20 protein-coding genes and 2 pseudogenes are annotated in these 21,752 nt (G+C 46.0%); 11 read left to right on the forward strand and 11 right to left on the reverse strand.

Annotated elements, in window-relative coordinates; all coding sequences use genetic code 11:
- The first annotated feature begins 22 nt into the window (after positions 1 to 22).
- The 7 genes and pseudogenes from ICN26_RS03360 to ICN26_RS03385 all read left to right on the forward strand — a co-directional run bounded on the left by ICN26_RS03360 (position 23) and on the right by ICN26_RS03385 (position 5,762).
- A complete protein-coding gene (locus ICN26_RS03360) occupies positions 23 to 550 on the forward strand; it encodes a TlpA family protein disulfide reductase (protein ID WP_216266899.1) in 528 nt (175 codons plus the stop codon).
- Between the two features lie 248 nt (positions 551 to 798).
- Positions 799 to 1,248, forward strand: coding sequence for a type II 3-dehydroquinate dehydratase (aroQ, locus tag ICN26_RS03365; protein WP_216266901.1), 450 nt, complete (start codon positions 799 to 801; stop codon positions 1,246 to 1,248).
- A gap of 36 nt (positions 1,249 to 1,284) precedes the next feature.
- Positions 1,285 to 1,746 carry an acetyl-CoA carboxylase biotin carboxyl carrier protein gene (gene accB / locus ICN26_RS03370; protein ID WP_216266903.1) on the forward strand — a complete coding sequence of 154 codons (462 nt, stop codon included), beginning with the start codon at positions 1,285 to 1,287 and terminating at the stop codon, positions 1,744 to 1,746.
- 52 nt (positions 1,747 to 1,798) lie between these two features.
- Positions 1,799 to 3,163, forward strand: a complete 1,365-nt coding sequence (gene accC / locus ICN26_RS03375; RefSeq protein ID WP_216266905.1) for an acetyl-CoA carboxylase biotin carboxylase subunit — start codon at positions 1,799 to 1,801, stop codon at positions 3,161 to 3,163.
- A 34-nt stretch (positions 3,164 to 3,197) separates the two neighbouring features.
- Positions 3,198 to 4,115, forward strand: a pseudogene (prmA, locus tag ICN26_RS10990) (50S ribosomal protein L11 methyltransferase); the annotation flags it as partial.
- A 315-nt stretch (positions 4,116 to 4,430) separates the two neighbouring features.
- On the forward strand, positions 4,431 to 4,745 hold the full coding sequence (locus ICN26_RS11120; protein ID WP_500797036.1) for a DUF3426 domain-containing protein: 315 nt from the start codon (positions 4,431 to 4,433) through the stop codon (positions 4,743 to 4,745).
- A 57-nt stretch (positions 4,746 to 4,802) separates the two neighbouring features.
- Positions 4,803 to 5,762, forward strand: coding sequence for a carbohydrate kinase family protein (locus tag ICN26_RS03385; protein WP_216266908.1), 960 nt, complete (start codon positions 4,803 to 4,805; stop codon positions 5,760 to 5,762).
- 203 nt (positions 5,763 to 5,965) lie between these two features.
- On the opposite strand, the gene ICN26_RS03390 is transcribed toward ICN26_RS03385, so the two are convergent.
- From ICN26_RS03390 to ICN26_RS03410, 5 genes are all read right to left on the reverse strand, one after another.
- Positions 5,966 to 6,238, reverse strand: a complete 273-nt coding sequence (locus ICN26_RS03390) for a hypothetical protein (RefSeq protein WP_439650715.1) — start codon at positions 6,236 to 6,238, stop codon at positions 5,966 to 5,968.
- Positions 6,239 to 6,572: 334 nt separating this feature from the next.
- A complete protein-coding gene (locus ICN26_RS03395) occupies positions 6,573 to 7,760 on the reverse strand; it encodes a ribonucleotide-diphosphate reductase subunit beta (protein WP_216266910.1) in 1,188 nt (395 codons plus the stop codon).
- A gap of 45 nt (positions 7,761 to 7,805) precedes the next feature.
- The gene (locus ICN26_RS03400; RefSeq protein WP_216266912.1) at positions 7,806 to 10,772 is read right to left on the reverse strand and encodes a ribonucleoside-diphosphate reductase subunit alpha; all 2,967 of its coding nucleotides are present in this window, start codon (positions 10,770 to 10,772) and stop codon (positions 7,806 to 7,808) included.
- A gap of 272 nt (positions 10,773 to 11,044) precedes the next feature.
- Positions 11,045 to 11,911: a 1,6-anhydro-N-acetylmuramyl-L-alanine amidase AmpD gene (gene ampD / locus ICN26_RS03405; RefSeq protein WP_255534357.1), complete on the reverse strand. Its 867-nt coding sequence runs from the start codon at positions 11,909 to 11,911 to the stop codon at positions 11,045 to 11,047.
- Positions 11,865 to 12,713 (reverse strand): cytochrome C assembly family protein, encoded by an 849-nt coding sequence (locus ICN26_RS03410; RefSeq protein ID WP_216266913.1) that lies wholly within the window; start codon positions 12,711 to 12,713, stop codon positions 11,865 to 11,867. Before ICN26_RS03410 ends, ampD begins: the two co-directional genes overlap by 47 nt.
- 20 nt (positions 12,714 to 12,733) lie before the next feature.
- Here ICN26_RS03410 and ffh point away from each other — a divergent pair, with 20 nt between their 5' ends.
- Positions 12,734 to 14,116 carry a signal recognition particle protein gene (ffh, locus tag ICN26_RS03415; protein ID WP_216266916.1) on the forward strand — a complete coding sequence of 461 codons (1,383 nt, stop codon included), beginning with the start codon at positions 12,734 to 12,736 and terminating at the stop codon, positions 14,114 to 14,116.
- 19 nt (positions 14,117 to 14,135) lie between these two features.
- On the opposite strand, the gene ICN26_RS03420 is transcribed toward ffh, so the two are convergent.
- Positions 14,136 to 15,878 carry a proline--tRNA ligase gene (locus ICN26_RS03420; RefSeq protein WP_216266918.1) on the reverse strand — a complete coding sequence of 581 codons (1,743 nt, stop codon included), beginning with the start codon at positions 15,876 to 15,878 and terminating at the stop codon, positions 14,136 to 14,138.
- Between the two features lie 50 nt (positions 15,879 to 15,928).
- Between ICN26_RS03420 and ICN26_RS03425 the strand changes: the two genes are divergently transcribed.
- Complete coding sequence (locus tag ICN26_RS03425) at positions 15,929 to 16,525, forward strand: RNA pyrophosphohydrolase (RefSeq protein ID WP_216266920.1); 597 nt, start codon at positions 15,929 to 15,931, stop codon at positions 16,523 to 16,525.
- Complete coding sequence (locus tag ICN26_RS03430; protein WP_255534358.1) at positions 16,522 to 17,091, forward strand: CNP1-like family protein; 570 nt, start codon at positions 16,522 to 16,524, stop codon at positions 17,089 to 17,091. The genes ICN26_RS03425 and ICN26_RS03430 overlap by 4 nt, the downstream gene beginning before the upstream one ends.
- Before the next feature lies 1 nt (position 17,092).
- Here the strand turns inward: ICN26_RS03430 and proB are convergent.
- The 4 genes and pseudogenes from proB to rplU form a co-directional block, all read right to left on the reverse strand.
- A pseudogene (gene proB, locus ICN26_RS03435) lies at positions 17,093 to 17,887 on the reverse strand (glutamate 5-kinase); the annotation flags it as partial.
- Between the two features lie 11 nt (positions 17,888 to 17,898).
- A complete protein-coding gene (gene obgE, locus ICN26_RS03440; RefSeq protein ID WP_216266924.1) occupies positions 17,899 to 18,993 on the reverse strand; it encodes a GTPase ObgE in 1,095 nt (364 codons plus the stop codon).
- A gap of 87 nt (positions 18,994 to 19,080) precedes the next feature.
- Positions 19,081 to 19,341, reverse strand: a complete 261-nt coding sequence (gene rpmA / locus ICN26_RS03445; protein ID WP_015420374.1) for a 50S ribosomal protein L27 — start codon at positions 19,339 to 19,341, stop codon at positions 19,081 to 19,083.
- A 34-nt stretch (positions 19,342 to 19,375) separates the two neighbouring features.
- Entirely contained in the window at positions 19,376 to 19,687 is a 312-nt protein-coding gene (rplU, locus tag ICN26_RS03450) for a 50S ribosomal protein L21 (protein ID WP_041484800.1), read from the reverse strand.
- 75 nt (positions 19,688 to 19,762) lie between these two features.
- Here rplU and ICN26_RS03455 point away from each other — a divergent pair, with 75 nt between their 5' ends.
- Positions 19,763 to 20,767 carry a polyprenyl synthetase family protein gene (locus tag ICN26_RS03455; RefSeq protein ID WP_216266926.1) on the forward strand — a complete coding sequence of 335 codons (1,005 nt, stop codon included), beginning with the start codon at positions 19,763 to 19,765 and terminating at the stop codon, positions 20,765 to 20,767.
- Here the strand turns inward: ICN26_RS03455 and ICN26_RS03460 are convergent.
- Positions 20,764 to 21,699 carry a hypothetical protein gene (locus tag ICN26_RS03460; protein ID WP_216266928.1) on the reverse strand — a complete coding sequence of 312 codons (936 nt, stop codon included), beginning with the start codon at positions 21,697 to 21,699 and terminating at the stop codon, positions 20,764 to 20,766. The two genes, ICN26_RS03455 and ICN26_RS03460, sit on opposite strands and share 4 nt — an antisense overlap.
- Between the last annotated feature and the right edge of the window lie 53 nt (positions 21,700 to 21,752).

Genomic DNA, 21,752 nt, shown 5'->3' on the forward strand with positions numbered 1-21,752 from the left:
CAATTTTAGCTAAGGAGCAACAATGAACCGAAGACAGTGGATGAGCATCATTGGATTTAACCTCATAGCCCTGGCTGCGGGAGTGGCGACTTCGCAATGGATCTTCAGAACAGAGCTAGCAGACGACCCCGCAATTAAAGCCTTTTTTGCCAACTCATGGCAAACACCCGATGGAAAATCAGTCGACACCAAAGAATGGCGTGGAAAAGTCCTCGTGGTGAACTTTTGGGCATCCTGGTGCCCTCCCTGCGTTGAAGAAATGCCTACATTGGACAAATTACAAGCAGAGTTTAAGAGTCAAAATGTCTTATTTGTCGGCATCGGCATCGATTCACCCTCTAATATTCGTGAATTTCTAGAAAAAACCCCTGTTTCTTACCCAATCGTGATCGGCGGACTTGAGGGCAGTAATATCTCAAAACAGATGGGAAACGCCCAAGGGGCACTTCCTTATACCGTCATCATTAATGCTCAAGGCAAGGCGACTAGTAGTAAATTAGGAAAGATAAGTGAAGAAGACCTCAAAAGCGCAATTAAATCGACTTTATAAGACTTTTTAAATGATCTTCGCGATCACTGTGTAGATCAAAATTGGCAGTTTCTGAGCTGAATATTGCAATAGTCAAGCTTTAAATCTTAAAAAATAGCCAGTTTATTGTGTCATTTTTTGGCTTGGGACAGTACTCTGGGGGTATACTTTGCGTGCAAGATGAAGAGCTTTCTTCATTAAATAAGCAGTTTTCAGAGACAAGCTTTATTTCCGCAATAAAACCTAACTGCCTCTAAAAATATCGATCTATGTCGAAAAATACTTCAATTCTCGTTATCCAAGGCCCCAACCTCAATCTGTTGGGAACCCGTGAGCCAGAGGTTTACGGCAAAACTACCATGGAAGATATTCATACCAAGCTAGGTGTGATCGCAAAGTCCCACTCAGTTGATTTATCCACCTTCCAAAGCAACCATGAAGGCGAGCTGATTGACCGAGTTCAAAAGGCTAAACAAGATGGGGTGGATTTCATCATCATTAATCCAGGCGCTTTTACCCACACCAGTGTTGCCTTGCGCGATGCACTGGCTGGGGTTGCTATACCGTTTACAGAAATACATTTATCTAACATTCACCAACGTGAGGAGTTCCGTAAACACTCCTACCTTTCTGATATTGCTACTGGCGTTATCTGCGGTTTGGGTGCGATTGGTTACGAATTAGCACTGCAAGCAGCCATAGCCCGCTTGCAAAAATAAAGATTAATTAAGATTTACCCGAGAGGAAGCCTTTCCATGGACCTAAGAAAACTAAAAACCCTAATCGACCTTGTTTCTGAATCAGGAATTTCTGAATTAGAAGTCAATGAAGGTGAAGATCGTGTTCGCATTGTGAATGCCGGCTCTCCAACTCCTACAGGTCAAGTGGTTTACGCCAATCCAGCACCTGCTCAAGTGATGCAAGCCGCTCCTGCGGCTGCACCAGCTACTACACCAACTGCTGAAGAAGCGCCCGCTGAAACTGGTTTTATTGCTCGCTCACCAATGGTAGGCACCTTCTATCGTGCACCAAACCCTGAGTCTCCAGATTTTGTCAAAGTCGGCGACACAGTCAAAGTGGGTCAAACGCTGTGCATTATTGAAGCGATGAAACTTCTCAATGAGATTGAGTCTGAGCAAGCGGGTGTTATTAAACAAATTCTGTGTGAAAACGGTCAAGGCGTTGAATTTGATCAGCCGCTGTTCATCATCGCTTAATAGATCTCCCTTAGATCTATTCCAATCCACCGTTACTTAACTCAGAGCCGACATGTTCGATAAGATTCTGATTGCCAATCGCGGAGAAATTGCTCTCCGTATCCAACGCGCATGTCGCGAGTTGGGAATTAAAACTGTGGTGGTCTACTCGACCGCAGATAAAGAAGCTAAATATGTAAAGCTTGCAGACGAAGCGGTCTGTATTGGGCCCGCCCCATCACCACTGAGCTATCTCAATATGCCTGCCATCATTTCTGCGGCAGAAGTGACGGATGCTGAAGCAATTCACCCTGGCTATGGTTTTCTTTCTGAGAATGCCGACTTTGCAGAACGTGTTGAGAAGTCCGGTTTTGCATTCATTGGCCCCACTGCAACCTCAATTCGCCTCATGGGTGACAAAGTTTCAGCCAAGCGTGCCATGATCAAAGCTGGCGTACCTTGCGTTCCTGGATCAGAGGGTGCCTTGCCAAGCGATCCAAAAGAAATTATTGCTACCGCAAAACGCGTTGGCTATCCAGTCATTATTAAAGCTGCCGGCGGTGGTGGTGGTCGTGGAATGCGTGTCGTGCATACCGAGGCTGCTCTTCTCAATGCGGTAAACATGACTAAGGAAGAAGCTGGTCGTGCTTTTGGTAATCCCGAAGTCTATATGGAGAAGTTTTTAGAAAAGCCTCGCCACGTAGAGATCCAGATTTTGGCTGATACCCATGGCAATGCCATTTGGTTAGGTGAGCGTGATTGCTCCATGCAACGTCGTCACCAAAAAGTGATTGAAGAAGCTCCGGCACCTGGTATTGATCGTCGCGCTATCGCCAAAATTGGTGAGCGCTGCGCTGAAGCCTGTAGAAAAATTGCTTACCGCGGTGCTGGTACTTTCGAGTTCTTGTATGAAGATGGTGAATTCTTCTTTATTGAGATGAATACCCGTGTTCAAGTAGAGCACCCAGTAACTGAAATGATTACTGGTGTCGATATTGTTCAAGAACAAATTCGCATTGCTGCTGGCTTAAAACTCAGCTATCGCCAAAAAGACATCGTTTTCCGTGGTCATGCCATCGAATGTCGTCTTAATGCAGAAGATCCGTTCAAGTTCACACCAAGCCCAGGGAAAATTGGTTCATTCCACATGCCAGGTGGTCCTGGCATTCGTGTCGACTCACATGCCTATAGCGGTTATGTGGTGCCATCCAATTACGACTCCATGATTGGCAAACTAATTGCCTTCGGTAATACTCGCGAGCAAGCTATACGCCGTATGCAGATTGCGCTTTCCGAGATGGTAATTGATGGCATTACAACCAATGTGCCCCTACATCGTGAACTGATGCTTGATCCCAACTTCATTGAAGGTGGAACCAGCATTCACTATCTCGAGCACCGTCTTGAAGAGCAAGCCGCTAGTCGCGGTAAGCCTTAAGCTACAGGTTAGTGGATGTCCATTTGGAGTAAGCATGTCCTATCGTGAACTTGTTTTCACGGTCCCAGCAGAGATTGCGGAACCTTTAGGTGATGCTTTGCTGGAGGTGGGAGCACTCTCCGTTACCGTTGAAGATGATGCCGCAGGTGCTTACGATGAAAATCCACTCTATGGTGAGCCAGGACTCTCGCCAGAAGTTCAGGCTTGGGATCGATCTTCTGTAACTGCACTTTTTAATCCAGAGATGGATGATTCTGATACAGAAAACTTCATCCTCGAGCTTCTCGCATCTCTTCAGGAAGCAGGATTCAATCTCCCAGCCCCACAAGAAAAGATTGTTGAAGAACAAGATTGGGTTCGCTTAACCCAAAGTCAATTTACTCCTATTCAGATTGGTGAGCGTATTTGGGTGGTGCCTTCTTGGCATGAGGCGCCTACCGACCCCAATGCAATTTGTTTGGCGGTAGATCCAGGTTTAGCATTTGGCACCGGCAGCCATCCAACCACACACCTTTGTTTGCTTTGGCTTGAACAAAACACACAACTTGCGAATCAAAGCTTGCTGGATTACGGCTGTGGGTCTGGAATTTTGGCCATTGCCGCTGCAAAATTGGGATGTAAACCCGTAGTTGGAACTGATATTGATCCACAAGCGATGGTTGCGGCCCGTAGCAATGCAGAAATCAACAAGACAGTCATTCGTTTTGTTTTGCCTAACGAAAATGCACCTGAACTTGCAGCGGAAACGAAGTACGACATCGTCATGGCCAATATTTTGGCCAATCCTCTACAAGTTTTAGCGCCGGCGCTGGTAAACAAAATGCGCCCAGGTGGAAAAATTGTTCTCTCTGGCGTGCTGGCGCGCCAAGCAGAAGAAGTGATTGCAACCTATAGCCAATGGTTAAAACTTTCCGTTTGGAAAGAAAGTGAAGGCTGGGTCTGTTTACATGGCGAATTTCCTGCACAAGGCGCTCTGGCAAGTTCGGTCGATAAAAATAGAGTTACTTCAGCACCGGCTCAAAAAAAAAGTCTTAAATTCATTTTTCTTAGTCTTTTTTTCCTTCTGCTCATTGTTTGTGGCGAGCACCTTTTCAGAAATTTCCTTTTACCAACATTAGCAACACGCGTTGATGGCAGCTCTCCTGTAATTGCAAGTAGTGCATTTTCTCTTTTACAGAAGTTAGATAAACAATTGTGTCGTGCCCTAGGGTGTGTAAATCGCCCTGTAAGCGATTTTGCTGCTTGGAAAATAACCTCGGTTACTCTTTTGCCTGAAAACGCGCGAGAGAGCCTTAAAAACCCCTCAAATCAATCTGTATTGCAAGTTGGAATACAAAATCGTCTTGCCATCGCCGTTTTATTTCCGAATTTAGAAATTTCTCTCACCGATGCAGAGGAGTCTGAAATCAAAAAGATTCAACTCACTCCGCAAGAATGGTTACCGACTGCTTGGCAAGACTCACATCCTGATTTTTTACGTCAAGGCGCCCCTGCCGGTGAAATCTTTTCATCTGCATTACCGATTTCTCTCCCACAAAACGCCGCTGGGTATCGCGTCAGAATTTTTTACACTGAAAAGTAGACTTCAAACTCCACTTCACACTTATTTCAATTGATTTTTATAAGAAAGTAATTATTTATGGCTAGCTTGATCTGCGGTTCCATCGCTTACGACACCATCATGAACTTTGAAGGCAAATTTGCTGATCAAATCCTGCCAGAGCAGATTCATATTTTGAATGTTGCCTTCCTGGTTCCTACAATGCGACGTGAATTTGGTGGTTGCGCAGGCAATATTGCCTATAACCTCAGTCTTCTGGGTGGCGATCCCATCATCATGGCAACCGTTGGTGGTGATGCGGCCCCATATCTTGATCGCCTCAAACAACTCAAGATTGATGCAACGCATATTCGCCAAATTGATCAGGCATTTACCGCTCAAGCGATGATCACCACTGATCAAGCCAATAATCAGATTACCGCTTTTCATCCGGGCGCAATGGGCGAATCACATCTCAATCAAGTTTCCTCGGTGATTGCGGAGCGCAGTAAAAATGCTAAAGCCGCCGCTAAATTTGGAATCGTCGCCCCTGACGGTCGTCAAGGAATGTGGGAGCACTGTCATCAGTTAGCTGAAGCAGGAATTCCTTTTGTATTTGATCCAGGCCAGGGTTTACCGATGTTTAATGGTCCAGAGCTGCTAGAGCTTGTAGATATAGCGAGCTACCTCGCAGTAAATGACTATGAAGGCGAAATGCTCTCCCAAAGAACTGGTTTAAGCCTGGCAAAAGTTGCTGAAAGAGTAAAAGCATTAATCGTGACTAAGGGCGCTGAAGGTGCGGATATCTACTTTGACGGTAAATGTATTGCGATTCCGCCGGTACCAGCAGCAAAATTAGTTGATCCAACTGGTTGCGGCGACGCATTTCGGGGTGGCTTACTGTTTGGATTAGAAAACGGCATGGATTGGGAAACTACCGGGCGATTAGCCAGCTTGATGGGTTCGATCAAAATCACCCATCAGGGACCACAAAATCACCAAATGAGCAAAGATGACATCGCCGCTCAATTCAAATCCGCATTTGGATTTGCCCTCTAAAGCCAATAATTCACTTAGGTAGCAATAAAAAAGGGATCTCGTGAGAGATCCCTTTGAACTTCACCCGCCTGTAAGCAAAGCTTATGGACGTGTGCCAGTTGGGAAGGGCCAAGCAGCGGCAGGATTCAACGTTGTTGAAGCGGCAGCTTTTTTAGCCACGGGCTTTTTTACAGCTTTGCCCGCTTTCTTCGCAGCAGGCTTACTTACTTTTTTTTTGCAGCTACGCGCTTCTTAGCAGCAGGACGCTTTTTAGCGGCAGGCTTCTTAGCAGCAACTTTTTTAGCAGCAGGCTTCTTCTTAGCAGCAGGGCGCTTTTTAGCAGCAGGCTTCTTAGCAGCAGCTTTTTTAGCAGCAGGACGCTTTTTAGCGGCAGGCTTCTTCTTAGCAGCAGGCTTCTTAGCAGCAGGCTTCTTAGCAGCTACTTTTTTCTTTGCAGCTGGTTTCTTTGCAGCAACTTTCTTCTTGGCGATTGCCATAGTAATGCTCCTTCACGTGAGGATTAGTACAAACTACCGATTAAGAAGACCCGACCATTCATTTCCGCCTGGTTTTGCAACCGATTGGAGCCGACGAGCGAGCCATTCATCGGCGCGCGGCTTGATGCTAAGTGCTGCACGCTAATGAATCTTGGAAAAAAAGCCGTGACCCCAAAAGGTAACGGCTTCTTAAATTTGCTAAAAAAAATAGAGAGAGTAGACCAGGCACCCTTGGACAAGGGTTTTCGGATTTGAGTCTGGTTTTGCTGACTTTTAAAACTATCCAACCGTCTAATCTCCTATTTAGCCGGCCATGCGCTTTTTTATTAACTACTTATTCCCAACTTAGCGCACCGCCAGTTTGATACTCAATAACGCGTGTCTCAAAAAAGTTTCTCTCTTTTTTCAGATCAATCATTTCTGACATCCATGGGAATGGATTCTCTTCATTTGGGAACATCGCGTCAAGTCCTATTTGCAAACATCTGCGATTACAGATGTATCTTAGGTAACCTTTGAACATCGGCGCGTTCAATCCGAGCACTCCACGAGGCATCGTATCCTCTGCATAACGGTACTCCAATTCCACTGCTTTTTCGAAGATAGATTTGATCTCGTCTTTGAACGCAGAAGTCCATAACTGCGGGTTCTCCAGCTTGATTTGGTTAATTAAATCAATGCCAAAATTACAGTGCATAGACTCATCGCGAAGGATGTATTGATACTGCTCAGCAGCACCCGTCATTTTGTTTTGGCGGCCCATTGCAAGTATTTGCGTAAAACCAACATAAAAGAATAATCCCTCCATTACGCAGGCAAAAACGATCAATGATTTGAGCAACATTTGATCGGTTTCTAATGTCCCAGTTTTGAAATTAGGATCAGTCAACACATCAATAAACGGAATTAAGAACTGATCTTTGGCGCGAATTGACTCGATTTCGTTATACGCATTAAAGATTTCGCTCTGGTCTAAACCCAAAGATTCCACAATATATTGATAGGCGTGAGTATGAATTGCCTCCTCAAAAGCCTGACGCAACAGATATTGACGGCATTCTGGGGCAGTAATGTGGCGATAAGTACCCAGAACAATATTGTTTGCCGCTAAAGAGTCCGCGGTTGTGAAGAAACCAAGATTACGCTTAATGATGCGACGCTCATCCTCAGTTAAGCCATTAGGATCCTTCCAAAGCGCGATATCGCGGTTCATATTGATCTCTTGTGGCATCCAATGGTTTGCGCAACCAGCCAGATATTTCTCCCAAGCCCACTTATATTTAAATGGAACCAGTTGATTTACATCAGTCTTGGCATTAATCACGCGCTTATCAGCAGCGTTAACACGCAAAGCTGCACCACCAGTCAAGGTAGCAGCTTGTACAGGTGCAGACTCAACATTCTGAGGGGAAGCAATTGCAACCTGATCTGCTTGTGGACGTTGTGGCTCTGCAAATACAGGTTGTGGCACCAAACCAACCTTGGCTATTGCAGGGGCTACTTCTTCTTCCCAATTCAACATAACTTTCTCCAAATTCTTATTTTTCTAAATCAGTTAGCAAATAGCTTACTGACATGCTTCACATTCCTCAAATCCAGCATCGCCTGGGCGCATTGTGCAAGCAGGGCCATCTAACTCTTGGGCTGCTGACGCATCCGTACCATTCACACCGCCGCCACTAGATACCGCATTTAACTGGCCACTTGCAACCGTAGACTTCTCAACGTGCGTTGCAGCCATTGTGCGGAGGTAGTAGGTGGTCTTTAAACCACGCAACCATGCCAGCTTGTATGTGTCATCCAATTTCTTACCAGATGCGCCACCCATGTAAATATTGAGTGACTGCGCCTGGTCAATCCACTTCTGACGACGTGAGGCAGCTTCAACCAACCAACTCGGCTCTACTTCAAATGCGGTGGCATATAAGTCACGCAAATCTTGTGGAACACGATCAATCTTGGATAAGGTACCGTCAAAATACTTCAAATCCGCGATCATGACTTCATCCCAAAGACCGCGATCTTTCAAATCACGGACTAAATACTCGTTTACTACGGTGAACTCACCTGAGAGGTTAGATTTCACAAACAAATTCTGGAATGTCGGCTCGATACAAGCTGATACCCCAATGATATTGGAAATGGTTGCAGTCGGTGCGATCGCAACGCAGTTTGAGTTGCGCATGCCGTGCTGCTTAATGCTGGCACGCAAGCCATCCCAATTCATAGTGGAGGAACTATCTACCTCAAGGTACCCACCACGCTCTGCCGCCAACAATGCCACTGAGTCTTGTGGAAGAATGCCACGATCCCACAATGAACCCTTATAGGTGCTGTAAACGCCACGCTCTTCAGCCAACTCATTCGATGCTTGATAGGCGTAATAGCAAACTGCTTCCATTGAAGAGTCAGCAAACTTCACTGCCTCATCACTAGCGTAAGGAATGCGTTGCATGTGCAGGCAATCCTGAAAGCCCATGATGCCCATACCCACTGGACGATGCTTCAAGTTGGAGTTACGAGCTTTAGCAACAGCGTAATAGTTGATGTCAATCACGTTATCCAACATCCGCATTGCAGTACGGATCGTTTTTTGGAGTTTCTCGTGATCCAACATCATTTTTCCAGATGCATCTGTAGTCATGTGGGCTGTCAAGTTCACAGAGCCCAGGTTACAAACTGCAATCTCACTCTCATTTGTGTTCAAAGTGATCTCAGTACACAAGTTAGAGGAGTGAACTACGCCAATGTGCTGTTGCGGGCTACGAATGTTGCAAGGATCTTTAAATGTGATCCATGGGTGGCCAGTTTCAAACAACATACCCAACATCTTGCGCCACAATTGCTGCGCAGGAATGCGACGGAATGGTTTCAATTCACCAGCGTCTGCTTTTTTCTCGTAAGCGACGTAGGTCTCTTCAAAGGCTTTACCGAATTTGTCATGCAAGTCAGGTGTGCTTGAAGGTGAGAATAGTGTCCACTCACCACCTTCCATCACACGCTTCATGAACAGATCAGGAATCCAGTTTGAGGTATTCATGTCATGCGTACGACGACGATCATCACCGGTATTCTTACGCAGCTCAAGGAACTCTTCAATATCTAAGTGCCATGTCTCTAAGTAAGCGCAAACTGCACCCTTACGCTTACCACCTTGGTTCACTGCAACCGCTGTATCGTTCACCACTTTTAAGAATGGCACAACACCTTGTGACTTACCGTTAGTGCCCTTGATATGACTTCCTAAGGCGCGTACGTTTGTCCAGTCATTACCTAAGCCGCCAGCAAACTTTGACAAAAGTGCATTCTCTTTCAAAGCTTCATAGATCCCATCAAGATCATCATCCACTGTTGTTAGGTAGCAGCTGGATAACTGAGGACGTGTCGTCGCTGAGTTAAATAAGGTTGGCGTGCTAGACATGAAATCAAATGTAGAAAGGATTTCATAGAATTCGATTGCGCGACGCTCACGATCCAACTCATTCAAAGACAAGCCCATTGCAACGCGCATAAAGAATGCCTGCGGCATTTCAATACGGCGATCTTCAATGTGCAAGAAATAACGGTCATACAAAGTTTGCAAACCGAGGTAGTTGAACTGCAAGTCACGACTTGCATTCAAAGCGGCAGCCAATCTTGGTAAATCAAACTCACGCATACGTGGGTCTAAGAGCTCAGCAGAAATACCTTCATTAATGTACTTGGCAAAATAGCTGCCGTACTCAGCTTGCATATCGCCTTGCAATACTTCGCGACCGAGGATTTCCTTACGAATCACGTGCATCAAAATGCGTGCGGTCACTTGACTGTATGCAGGATCTTTTTCAATCAAGGTGCGTGATGCCAAAATTGCAGAGTCATACACTTGAGCCATTGGTACGCCATCGTACAAATTCTTAATGGTTTCAGTAATGATTGGGCTGGCATCAATGTTGTTGCCAAGGCCTTCACAGGCAGCCTCGATAATGGTGCGCAAGGCCGCCATATCTAATAGCTTCTCAACACCGTTATCTGACACCTTCAAACCTGGCTCAGTAGCTTGAGTTGACGCTTGCGTTTCTTGTGCAGTGGTTTGCTGAGCAGCACGCTCTTGATTACGCTTTTCACGGTAAAGAACATATGCACGAGCAACGTTGTGCTCACCACTGCGCATCAACGCCAATTCCACTTGATCCTGAATATCCTCAATATGGAAAGTGCCGCCATTTGGACGGCTGCGCAATAAGGCGCGAACTACTGCGTGGGTTAGTTGCTCAACCTGCTCACGTACACGAGCAGAGGCTGCGCCCTGACCGCCGTTAACTGCTAAAAATGCTTTCGTAACCGCAATGGCGATTTTGGATGGCTCAAATGCCACCACTGAGCCATTTCGACGAATGATCTTGTAATCCGATAATTGAGTAGCTTGGCCGCCACCTATTCCGCCAGCTACAAAGCCAGCAGATGGGGCTTGATTCATCGATTCGGATGAGCTTATCCCTGGATTGTTTGTGCCAGCAGTCTGTCCCGCTGCCTGAGGGTTGGCGTATGTCATATTTTTCCTGCTTATATATAGTTATTTGGACAAAAATCTTTAAAAAACAATAGGGTATTGCTGTATTCAAACACTACATCTAGTGTTTCGAAGTGCATTTGATACTAAGTATAGGGAAATATTCGGAAATTAGTAAGTCATTTCTGACGAATATTTATAAGTATTTTTCCCTATATTTTCAGTAAATAAGGGTTCATTTTGGTGCAGTTTTTGTAGCCCTTTTAGCTAAAGGGCAGAAAAGTGAGCGTGTACTCACATACTAATTTAGAGTCCTAACGCGGGTCTAAACCAAAGGGTAATTTTTCGGCAGGAATGTTGTTTTTACCCTGAAACTTTTTCCAATCAAATTGCATACCTGGATCGACTTTTCTGCCTGGGGCAATATCACTATGCCCAGCAAATTGAAGATTCGGATAAACAGAGTGCATTTGGGCGCTTAATTTAGCTAGGGCAGCATACTGAATATCCTCAAAGGGATGGTCGCCATCTCCCTCCAACTCAATACCAATCGAAAAATCATTGCACTTTTCTCGCCCCAAAAAAGATGAGGCGCCGGCATGCCAGGCTTTGCTTTGAGTGGATACAAACTGAAAGATCTCGCCACGACGAGAAATCAAAAAATGGCTAGATACCTTTTGATCAGCAATTTCTTCAAAATAGGGGTGCAAGGAAGAATCCAATTTGTTTTGAAAAAAATCTACGATAAATTGGGTGGAATTGCGAGCGACGAATTCTCCGGGCGGAAGGCTGATGTGATGAATCACTGCCAAATCCGGTACAAGACCCTCCGGTCGCATATCTTGGTTAGGTGAGATACGCCAAGCAGCCGAACCAAGCCAACCTTGGGCATCCAAGCTATCGAGATGCTCTTGCGAGCAATAGAAGCGCATCTCTCGCATGACTGCTTCAGATTTTGGAAGGTGCACAGAGCAATGGTGGCACTGGACAATCACTTCCGGCTCAACAGCTTTGCTTCGCTCAGCCTTTAACTTGGCAGCCTCATCCGTATTGAGCTTTACTTGTTTTTTTCCTTTTATCCAAAGGTACAAAGCGCCTGCACCAGCAAATAATAGAAGCCATTTAATCAAAGTGTCATGCTTTCTGAAGAACGACTTCCAACACAAAGCGACTGCCAACATAAGCAAGCAATAAAACAACGTAAGCACTCAAGACCCAGCGAATTGCAGCCCAACCACGTAAACCAACCCACCAGCGGGCTATCAGCAAACCGGCAAACAAGATCCAGGAGATCATTGCAAAAATAGTTTTATGGTCAAACACGAATGGCTTGCCAAATAAAGCTTGTGAAAACAATAGGCCGGAGAAGACAGTCAGAGTTAAGAGTGCAAAACCAACATAGAGTAAATTAAATAGCAGGCCTTCCATGGTCATTAGTGGCGGCAAATCTTCCAACCAATGGGCTAGACGACCATTGGGAACAATCGCTAATTGACGATGCAAGGCGCGATCATAAACACTCATCAACATAGCCTGCATAGCTGCCAGACTTAATAAACCCACTGAAATAGTGGCCACAATAAAATGAGCCTTGAACCAGGGATCTGAAACAGCCGTTGGAGAAATTAATACCCCTGGGAAAAAGATCGGAAGCAAGGAGCTAAATAAAGCGAACAATATTGACATCCAAAGCAAGCTAGCGATTGGCAAAAACCAGGATTGAAACCAATAAAACGCCAATCCTACCCAGGCAATCAAGGATAAGTCTTGAGCAAACCCAAAGATAAAACCTTGAGATGTAAAGACAGAATCATGCAATTCAATTCCATGCAATATCAAAATCACGAAAATGCTAGCTTGTGTCAGCCAGCCAGAAATGACAAATTCATTACCCGACTTCGCTCTCCAGCTCAAAATGAGCAATAAAAATAAATAGAGGGCTGGGGGAAGCCATCCCGATCCTAAGTAACCTAAAATATCCATCTAGAAAGTCTAATCGATAAATGCTAGAGAATCTCACCGATCGCCTATCTCGTGTTGTTAAAACAATGCGGGGCCAAGCTCGCCTGACCGAAGAGAATACTGCAGAAATGCTCCGGGAGATCCGCCTGGCCTTACTGGAGGCGGACGTTGCGCTTCCAGTCGTTAAATCCCTGCTAGAGCAAATTAAATTTAAAGCCCTTGGCGAGGAAGTGGTTGGAAGCCTCAGTCCAGGACAAGCGCTGGTTGGTGTTGTTCAACGCGAACTGGCCCAGGTCATGCGAGGTGACGCTTCCCAAAGCGGTGAACTGAATCTAGCAACCCAACCACCAGCGGTAATCCTCATGGCTGGCTTGCAGGGCGCAGGGAAAACCACATCAGTTGGTAAATTAGCCAAGTTTCTGCAAGAAAAGAAGAAAAAGAAAGTGCTCACCGTTTCTTGTGACGTCTATCGTCCTGCAGCTATCGAGCAGCTAGAAACTGTCAGCAAACAAGTTGGCGCTGAATTTTTCCCCAGCAATATCAATCAAAAGCCAAGTGAAATTGCTGCTGCCGCTCTAGATTGGGCACGCCGCCATTATTTTGATGTGCTTCTAGTAGATACAGCCGGTCGTCTCGGTATTGATGAAGCGCTTATGCAAGAAATCAAAACCTTGCATGCCAATCTCAATCCAATCGAAACACTGTTTGTGGTTGATGCCATGCTGGGTCAAGATGCCGTCAATACAGCTAAAGCTTTTCATGAAGCACTCCCACTCACCGGCGTAATCCTCACCAAGTTAGATGGTGATTCACGTGGTGGTGCAGCGCTTTCAGTGCGTCAGGTTACCGGCGTGCCACTCAAGTTCATTGGTGTTGCCGAAAAAATGGATGGTCTCGAGGCATTTGATGCCGAGAGAATGGCAAGTCGTATTTTGGGCATGGGCGATATTCTTGCCCTAGTTGAGCAAGCTCAGCAGAACGTCGATGTTGCCAAAGCTGAAAAGCTGGCGAGTAAGATTTCTAAAGGTGGATTTGATCTAGGTGACTTCCGAGATCAACTCGCACAAATGCAACAAATGGGCGGTATGGCCAGCTTGATGGATAAGCTACCAAGTCATATGGCACAAGCAGCCTCCAAAACAAATATGGGTGCTGCTGACAAACAGACAAAGCGCATGCGCGGCATTATTGATAGCATGACACCTAAGGAACGCGCAAAACCTGAATTGCTAAAAGCAACTCGCAAGCGTCGTATTGCTGCTGGTGCAGGCGTTGAGGTTCAAGAAGTCAATCGCCTATTAGCGCAGTTTGAGCAAATGCAAACCATGATGAAGCAGTTCAAGGGCGGCAAGATGGCTCGCACCATGGCCTCCATGGCAGCCAAAGGAGCCGCCAAGGGCATTGGCGGACTCTTTAAAAAATAATGGTTAAAAACTGTTTGGCTTAAGAAACGAGTTTCTTAGCAGCATCAACCGCAGCAATCACTTTTGTTTTAATTTCTGCCAGTGGGATATTTTCTGATTCAGCATCTGTACGACCTTTGAATTCGACTTGAGCATCTGCCAAACCGCGATCGCCAATCACGACACGGAACGGCACGCCAATTAACTCCCAGTCAGCAAACATCGCGCCCGGTCTCTCACCACGATCATCGAGCACAACATCTACTCCAGCAGCAATTAATTCATCATGCAATTGATCAGCAGCAGCTTTTACCGCCTCTGATTTATCGTAGCCCATTGGGCAGATTACCACTTCAAATGGTGCCATCGAAATCGGCCAAACGATTCCTCGCTCATCATTGCCCTGCTCAATTGCAGCGCCTAATAAGCGAGTTACACCAATGCCATAACAACCCATCACCATTGGCTGTGCTTTGCCTTGCTGATCTAAGTAAGTGCAGCTCATCGCTTCAGAGTAACGCGTACCCAATTGGAATACATGACCCACTTCAATGCCGCGGCAAATATCAACCACGCCTTTACCATCAGGGGAGGGATCTCCCGCTACAGCATTACGCAAATCCATCACCAAAGGCTCTGGCAAATCACGACCCCAGTTCACCCCAGTCAAATGGTGTCCCGCATCGTTTGCGCCACAAACAAAATCAGACATATTAGCCACGGTACGATCTGCGACTACGGTTACATCAGCAGTAACTCCAACCGGACCTAAATAACCTGCTGGCGCATTACAGGCTTGCTTGATCTCAGCTTCACTGGCAAAGCGTGACTCCGTCATACCAGGAATCTTGCTCGCCTTGATTTCATTAAGCTCATGATCACCGCGCACTAGCACCATAAATAATTTTGCTGGACCTTCTTCTTGATCCGCAGCAAACAGCAAGGACTTCACAGTTTGCTCTAGTGGCAAATTTAAAAACTTGGCAACCTCTGCACAGTTTGTTTGATTTGGTGTCGCAACTTTAGTCAGAGCATGAGTTGCAGCCCCACGCACCCCAATTAATGAGACCGACTCAGCAGCTTCAAGATTAGCGGCGTAGTCGGAATTGGGGCAATACACAATGGCGTCTTCACCAGTATCGGCAATCACATGAAATTCTTGACTACCCGATCCACCAATAGCACCATTATCTGCTGTGACTGCACGGAACTTTAAACCCATGCGTTTGAAAATACGAGTGTAAGCATCAAACATGATTTGATAGGATTTCTTCAGGCCCTCAGTATCACGATCAAAAGAATAGGCATCTTTCATACTGAACTCACGTCCACGCATAATTCCAAAACGTGGGCGGCGCTCATCGCGGAATTTAGTCTGAATTTGATAAAAATTCACTGGGAGCTGCTTGTAGCTCTTGATTTCGTTACGCGCTAAATCCGTCACCACCTCTTCAGAGGTTGGCTGAATTAAAAAATCGCGATCATGACGATCTTTGATACGGAGTAATTCTGGCCCCATCTTTTCCCAGCGACCGGTCTCTTGCCATAACTCTGCAGGTTGAATCATTGGCATGAGTAACTCAATGGCACCAGCGCGATTCATTTCTTCGCGAATAATATTTTCAACCTTGCGAATGGACTTCAAACCCAAGGGTAGATAGTTATAAATGCCTGCGCTGAGCTTACGTATTAAACCGGCGCGCACCATGAGTTTGTGCGATACCACCTCAGCGTCTGAAGGGGCTTCTTTAAGCGTGGCGAGAAATGATTGTGAAGCTTTCATGTATGGATATAATCAAATCATTGATTTTAAAGGATTTGAGGCGCGATCTCATGCTTGACCGTGAAGGGTATCGACCCAATGTCGGCATAGTCATCCTCAACGGCCATAACGAGGTTTTCTGGGGAAAACGCGTTGGGCAGCATTCGTGGCAGTTCCCGCAGGGTGGGATTCAACATGGAGAGAGCCCAGAGCAGGCCATGTACCGCGAATTGCATGAGGAAGTTGGCTTGCTGCCAGAACATGTCCAAATTATTGGACGGACCAGGGACTGGCTTCGTTATGACGTCCCGGAGGAATTCTTACGCCGCCAGCAAACCTCAAAAAATCATCGTGCTAGCTATCGCGGCCAAAAGCAAATCTGGTTCTTACTTCGTTTAGTGGGCTCAGATAGCGATATTCACCTACGTGCTTCGGAGCATCCTGAGTTTGATGCTTGGCGCTGGGTTCCTTTTTGGATCCAACTCGATTCAGTCATTGATTTCAAGCGCGAAGTCTATCAACTAGCCCTTTCTGAGCTTGCGCGCTATTTATCTCGTGGCATGCGAATGCAACAACTTGCCTGGGGATCCCCGCTCGACCTATTTCAATCCCTCTACGGGAGTGAGGAAGATGAGCCCACAGAAACAAAACCTACCGATAAGCCATGATGAAACTCTCTATTTGCAATCTTCGACTTTCAATTCTTAGCTTAGCCATCAGTTTAGCCATAGCAGGATGTGCAGGAGATCCATTAGAAAGTGGTGTTGATCCATTTGCACCGATGGTTTTTAAAGAGGGTGCCACAGCAATGCCACTGAACCCCCCGAACAATAAGACCACTCAACCTTTTTACGTATCACAGCAGACCATTTTTAAGTTTGCAGTCGATACCAACTCAATTTTGATTGGTAATGATGGCATCACTAGATACATCGTGATTCTGACTAGCCCCAATGGCAATAGCCAAGTTCAGTATGAAGGTATTCGCTGTGATTCGTTCCAATGGCGCCTATATGGAACATTTGAAAGTGGAGTTTGGAAGGAAAATCCACTCTCTAGCTGGCGAGGAATTCAGGATCATACCCCTAATCGCTACCAAGCCGCTTTAGCTCAAGGTGCATTTTGTAACTTCAATTCCCAAGAGAAGAATATTAAAAATATTATTCAGTCACTGAACCCCAATGGATTTACCGGAGGGACTAAGCCCACCAATTCATTTGGCGTAATTAATTAGCGGCAACCAAGCAAGTACCAATCTTTTCACCACGCATCAAGCGGGTAAGAACCTGGGGCTCGTGCCCAGAAGCAATGACGGTATCTGCACCTGTTAGAGCGGCAACCTTCGCAGCCAATACTTTGGTCAACATGCCGCCCTTACTTAACTGACTTGCAGCACCACCAGCCATTTTTTCTAAAGCAGGGTCACCTGCAATCGCATCACTCAAAAGAGTTGCGGAAGCATCTTGACGAGGATCGGCAGTATATAAGCCACCCTGATCAGTTAGGATTACCAATAAATCCGCATGAATGAGATTCGTTACCAAAGCAGCTAAGCTATCGTTATCGCCAAATTTAATTTCATCAGTAACTACAGTATCGTTTTCGTTGATGATGGGAACAACACCGAGCTTGAGCAAGGTATCTAAAGTTGCCTTGGCATTCGCATTACGCTCAGCATCTGCCAAATCAGCATTAGTTAACAAGACCTGTGCGCTACGTAAATTAAAACGTGCAAAACAACTTTCGTATACCTGAACTAAACCCATCTGACCAACGGCAGCAGCAGCTTGCAGCTGATGAATTTCTGTTGGGCGCTTAGTCCAACCAAGACGCTGCATTCCTTCAGCAATCGCACCAGAACTGACCATCAACACCTCATGACCATCAGCTAATAAGGTGGCCATTTGCTCAGCCCACATAGCAATTGCAGCATGATCTAAGCCCTCACCATTATTAGTGACTAGGCTTGAGCCTACTTTCACGACGATTCTTTTAGCTTTCTGAGTGTTCATAACCAATACGGATCTCAAATGACTACTGCTTAATCTGGGGTTTTATCTTCTAGCTGAGCTTGCTCTTGATAACGCGGATCAGCAGCACGCTCATCTTCATCATCCCTATCCTTGCGAATAGAGTCTAAATAATCCTGCAATGAGTAGCACAACTTATCGCAACCCAAGCCTGTCAGAGCGGAGATCTCAAATACCGGACCTTTCCACTTAAACCGTTTAATAAAGTCCGCAACCACCTTCTTGCGATCTTCCTCCGGAATCATATCGACTTTGTTTAATACTAACCAACGTGGTTTTTCAACCAGAGCTTCATCGTACTTACGCAATTCATTCACGATAGCAACAGCGTCTGCCACTGGATCAATATTGTCATCAAATGGTGCAATATCTACTAAATGCAACAGCACACCAGTACGTTGCAAGTGCCTTAAGAAACGATGTCCCAGACCGGCGCCTTCAGCAGCACCTTCAATTAATCCCGGAATGTCAGCAATCACAAAACTACGCTCAGCACCTACACGAACTACCCCTAAATTTGGGTGCAAGGTTGTAAATGGATAATCTGCAATCTTTGGACGCGCATTAGACACAGCGGTAATCAAAGTCGATTTACCGGCATTAGGCATACCTAGCAAACCTACGTCAGCCAATACCTTTAATTCCAGCTTGAGCTTACGGCGCTCGCCTTCTTTACCATTTGTTTTCTGCCGAGGAGCACGGTTCGTACTACTCTTAAAGTGAATATTTCCCCAACCACCCACACCGCCTTGCGCCAAGCAAAGGCGCTCCCCGTGGGTAGTCAAGTCAGCAATTGGCTCACCAGTTTCATAGTCAGAAATAATCGTGCCAACTGGCATACGCAACTCAATATCGTCGCCCGCGCGACCATAGCAATCAGCGCCACGACCAGGCTCACCATTTTTTGCGGTGTGCGTTTTAGCGTAGCGATAGTCAATTAAGGTGTTGATGTTGCGATCTGCAGTAGCCCAAACGCTTCCGCCTTTGCCACCGTCACCACCATCAGGACCACCGAATTCAATAAACTTTTCGCGGCGCATAGAGGCACTCCCGGCGCCACCTTGGCCAGCTATGACTTCAATACGAGCTTCGTCTATAAATTTCATGAATAAAAAAGGCCTCGCTTAGCGAGGCCTGTTCCTAAGAGTTAAATTCGGAATAAATCTGAATCAAACGTGTCTCAGTCAGGCGTCTTATGAACGCGGGAGAACTGAAACCTGGGCCTTTTTCAATGCACCCTTAACGCCAAATTCCACTTGTCCGTCAACTAAGGCAAACAAAGTGTGATCTTTACCAATACCAACGTTCATACCCGGATGAACTCGAGTACCACGTTGACGAATGATGATGCTGCCAGCATTGATTTGCTCGCCGCCAAAAACTTTAACGCCTAAACGTTTCGATTCTGAGTCGCGGCCATTTCGTGTCGAGCCGCCGCCTTTTTTCTGTGCCATATCTTTTCTCCTGCTTTTGAGCCGTTAGCCTAAATTAAGCTTTAATCGTGTTAATCAGAATTTCTGTGTAATTCTGACGATGGCCTTGGTGCTTTTGATAATGCTTGCGACGGCGCATCTTAAAGATTGTCACTTTATCGTGACGTCCCTGGGAGACAACAGTGGCCATCACAGCTGCACCATTAACCAATGGATCACCCAATTTGAGTGAAGCGCCTTCGCCTACGGCTAAGACTTGGTCAAGAGTGATTTCGCTGCCGATTTCCGCTGGTATCTGTTCTATTTTCAATTTTTCGCCTGCAGCAACTTTATACTGTTTGCCACCGGTTTTTATGACCGCGTACATGGTGTGAAACCTCAATTAATACCTACATTTAAGCTAATCCACCCTGGATGAGCTAAGCCGATTATTATATCTTGCATGACGAACACTGTCAAAACCAACGAATTAAGCCAAATTTTGGCCCCAATTGCCTTAGATTTCAAGGCTTTAGATGAGGTTATTCGCCTGCGATTGGCCTCAAAAGTTGCCTTAATTGATCAAATCTCGACTTACATCATCCAGGCGGGTGGAAAACGGGTTAGACCCGCTCTTTTGCTCTTGGTCAGCAAAGCCTTGGCCAATGACAAAGCAAGCCCGCATGCCTTAGAGCTAGCGGCGGTAGTGGAATTTATCCACACAGCCACCCTTTTGCATGACGATGTTGTAGATGAATCCACCCTCAGAAGAGGTCGAGAAACCGCCAACGCTGCTTTTGGTAATGCAGCAAGCGTGCTGGTAGGCGATTTTCTGTATTCGAGAGCATTTCAGATGATGGTGGGGCCCAATGACCTGCGAGTCATGGAAATCCTTTCTGATGCTACCAATACGATTGCTGAGGGAGAGGTTTTACAACTCCTCAATATGAACGACCCTGAAGTCGATGAAGAAAGCTATTTGCGGGTGATTCGCTATAAAACCGCTAAGTTATTTGAAGCATCCACCGAGCTTGGGGCAATTTTAGCCGGCGCTGATGCCAAACTAAGAGAGCAATCTGCTGCTTTTGGTCGCCATATTGGCACTGCCTTCCAATTAATGGATGACCTACTGGATTACACCGCCGATGCATCTCAAATGGGGAAAAATGCTGGCGATGATTTAAGAGAAGGTAAGCCCACGCTACCGCTCATTCATCTACTTGAAAATGGTAGCACCGAAGAACGCTTACTCGTTCGTGCGGCAATCGAACAAAATCAAGATTTACCAGATGATGTCTTCCAGCAGATTCTGAGTGCGGTTCAAAATTCTGGCGCACTGGATTACACCCAAGCTGCCGCAAAGCGAGAAGTTGATCTCGCACTTGAATGTCTTAAAGAATTTCCTAAAAATGAGGCAACAACAGCGCTACATGCTTTGAGTAGGTACTCGCTGTCTAGACAGGCCTAAGCGCCAACGCTTTTCATTCTGATATCACGCGCTGTAATACGCGCCTTTTCCGCTTCATCACGCAAACGCGTAATTTCCTCAGCACTCAAACGCTCTAGATTGGAATAGTCTAATTTCCAAGAAGCGTCGGAATCCCAGACTAAGGGTGACTGCACCGTTGTACGTGCGCTTGGAGCGCTTTCCAGCAAACGCAGAGCTAATTCAAAATTCGAGTCTTGCGATTGCTCATTATCAGGAAGCGCTGCAGCATTACCTAGCGGAAAGTCACTAAAAAGCAAGCGTGGTACACCGCAATACTCCACAATATCTTTCGCCGCGCCCATGATGACCGTAGGAATACCAGCCTCCTCCAAATAACGCGCCAATAAACTTTGACTTTGGTGACAAATCGGGCAATTTGGAATTAATACAGCAAGGTCAACGTGATCTGCGCGCATCTTGCTCAAAATGAAGGGCGCATCAATTTCCAGAGTATGGCGATGGCTGCGATTGGTTGGCAAGCCATAAAAATGCTGGGATAGGGATTGAATACGCCCCTTTGCAACAGCCCGTTTCGCCGCACTAATTGGAAACCAACAATTACTGTCCTGCATATTGGCATTGAGCCTATCAACACCGACATGGGCAATACGCAATTCTACATTCTCATCAATCGAGCATTCATAGGGGTCATAAAACTTAGCGGCGGCGTTATAAGGTGCACCAGGTCCTTGAGGGCCCTTACTGGCATCAAAGGGTACGGCAGTAGTTACTAAACCGAGGGTTGATTGATTCAGCGGCTTTTGCAAGGGAGTAAAAGGCACATCAATGTAATGCGCCCAAACATACGGCGTTTCATACCCCAAACCAAGATAGTAATTACGGGTACGCTCAATATAGCGAACTGGTTGATCTAATTCAGGCGCAAATAGTAATTCAGAATGCTTAGCCATCAATCCATCCCTGTAAGATATTGCTTATAAATATTAACCATCAGGAGGATTCA

It is taken from the genome of Polynucleobacter hallstattensis (assembly GCF_018881835.1).
GTDB lineage: Bacteria > Pseudomonadota > Gammaproteobacteria > Burkholderiales > Burkholderiaceae > Polynucleobacter > Polynucleobacter hallstattensis.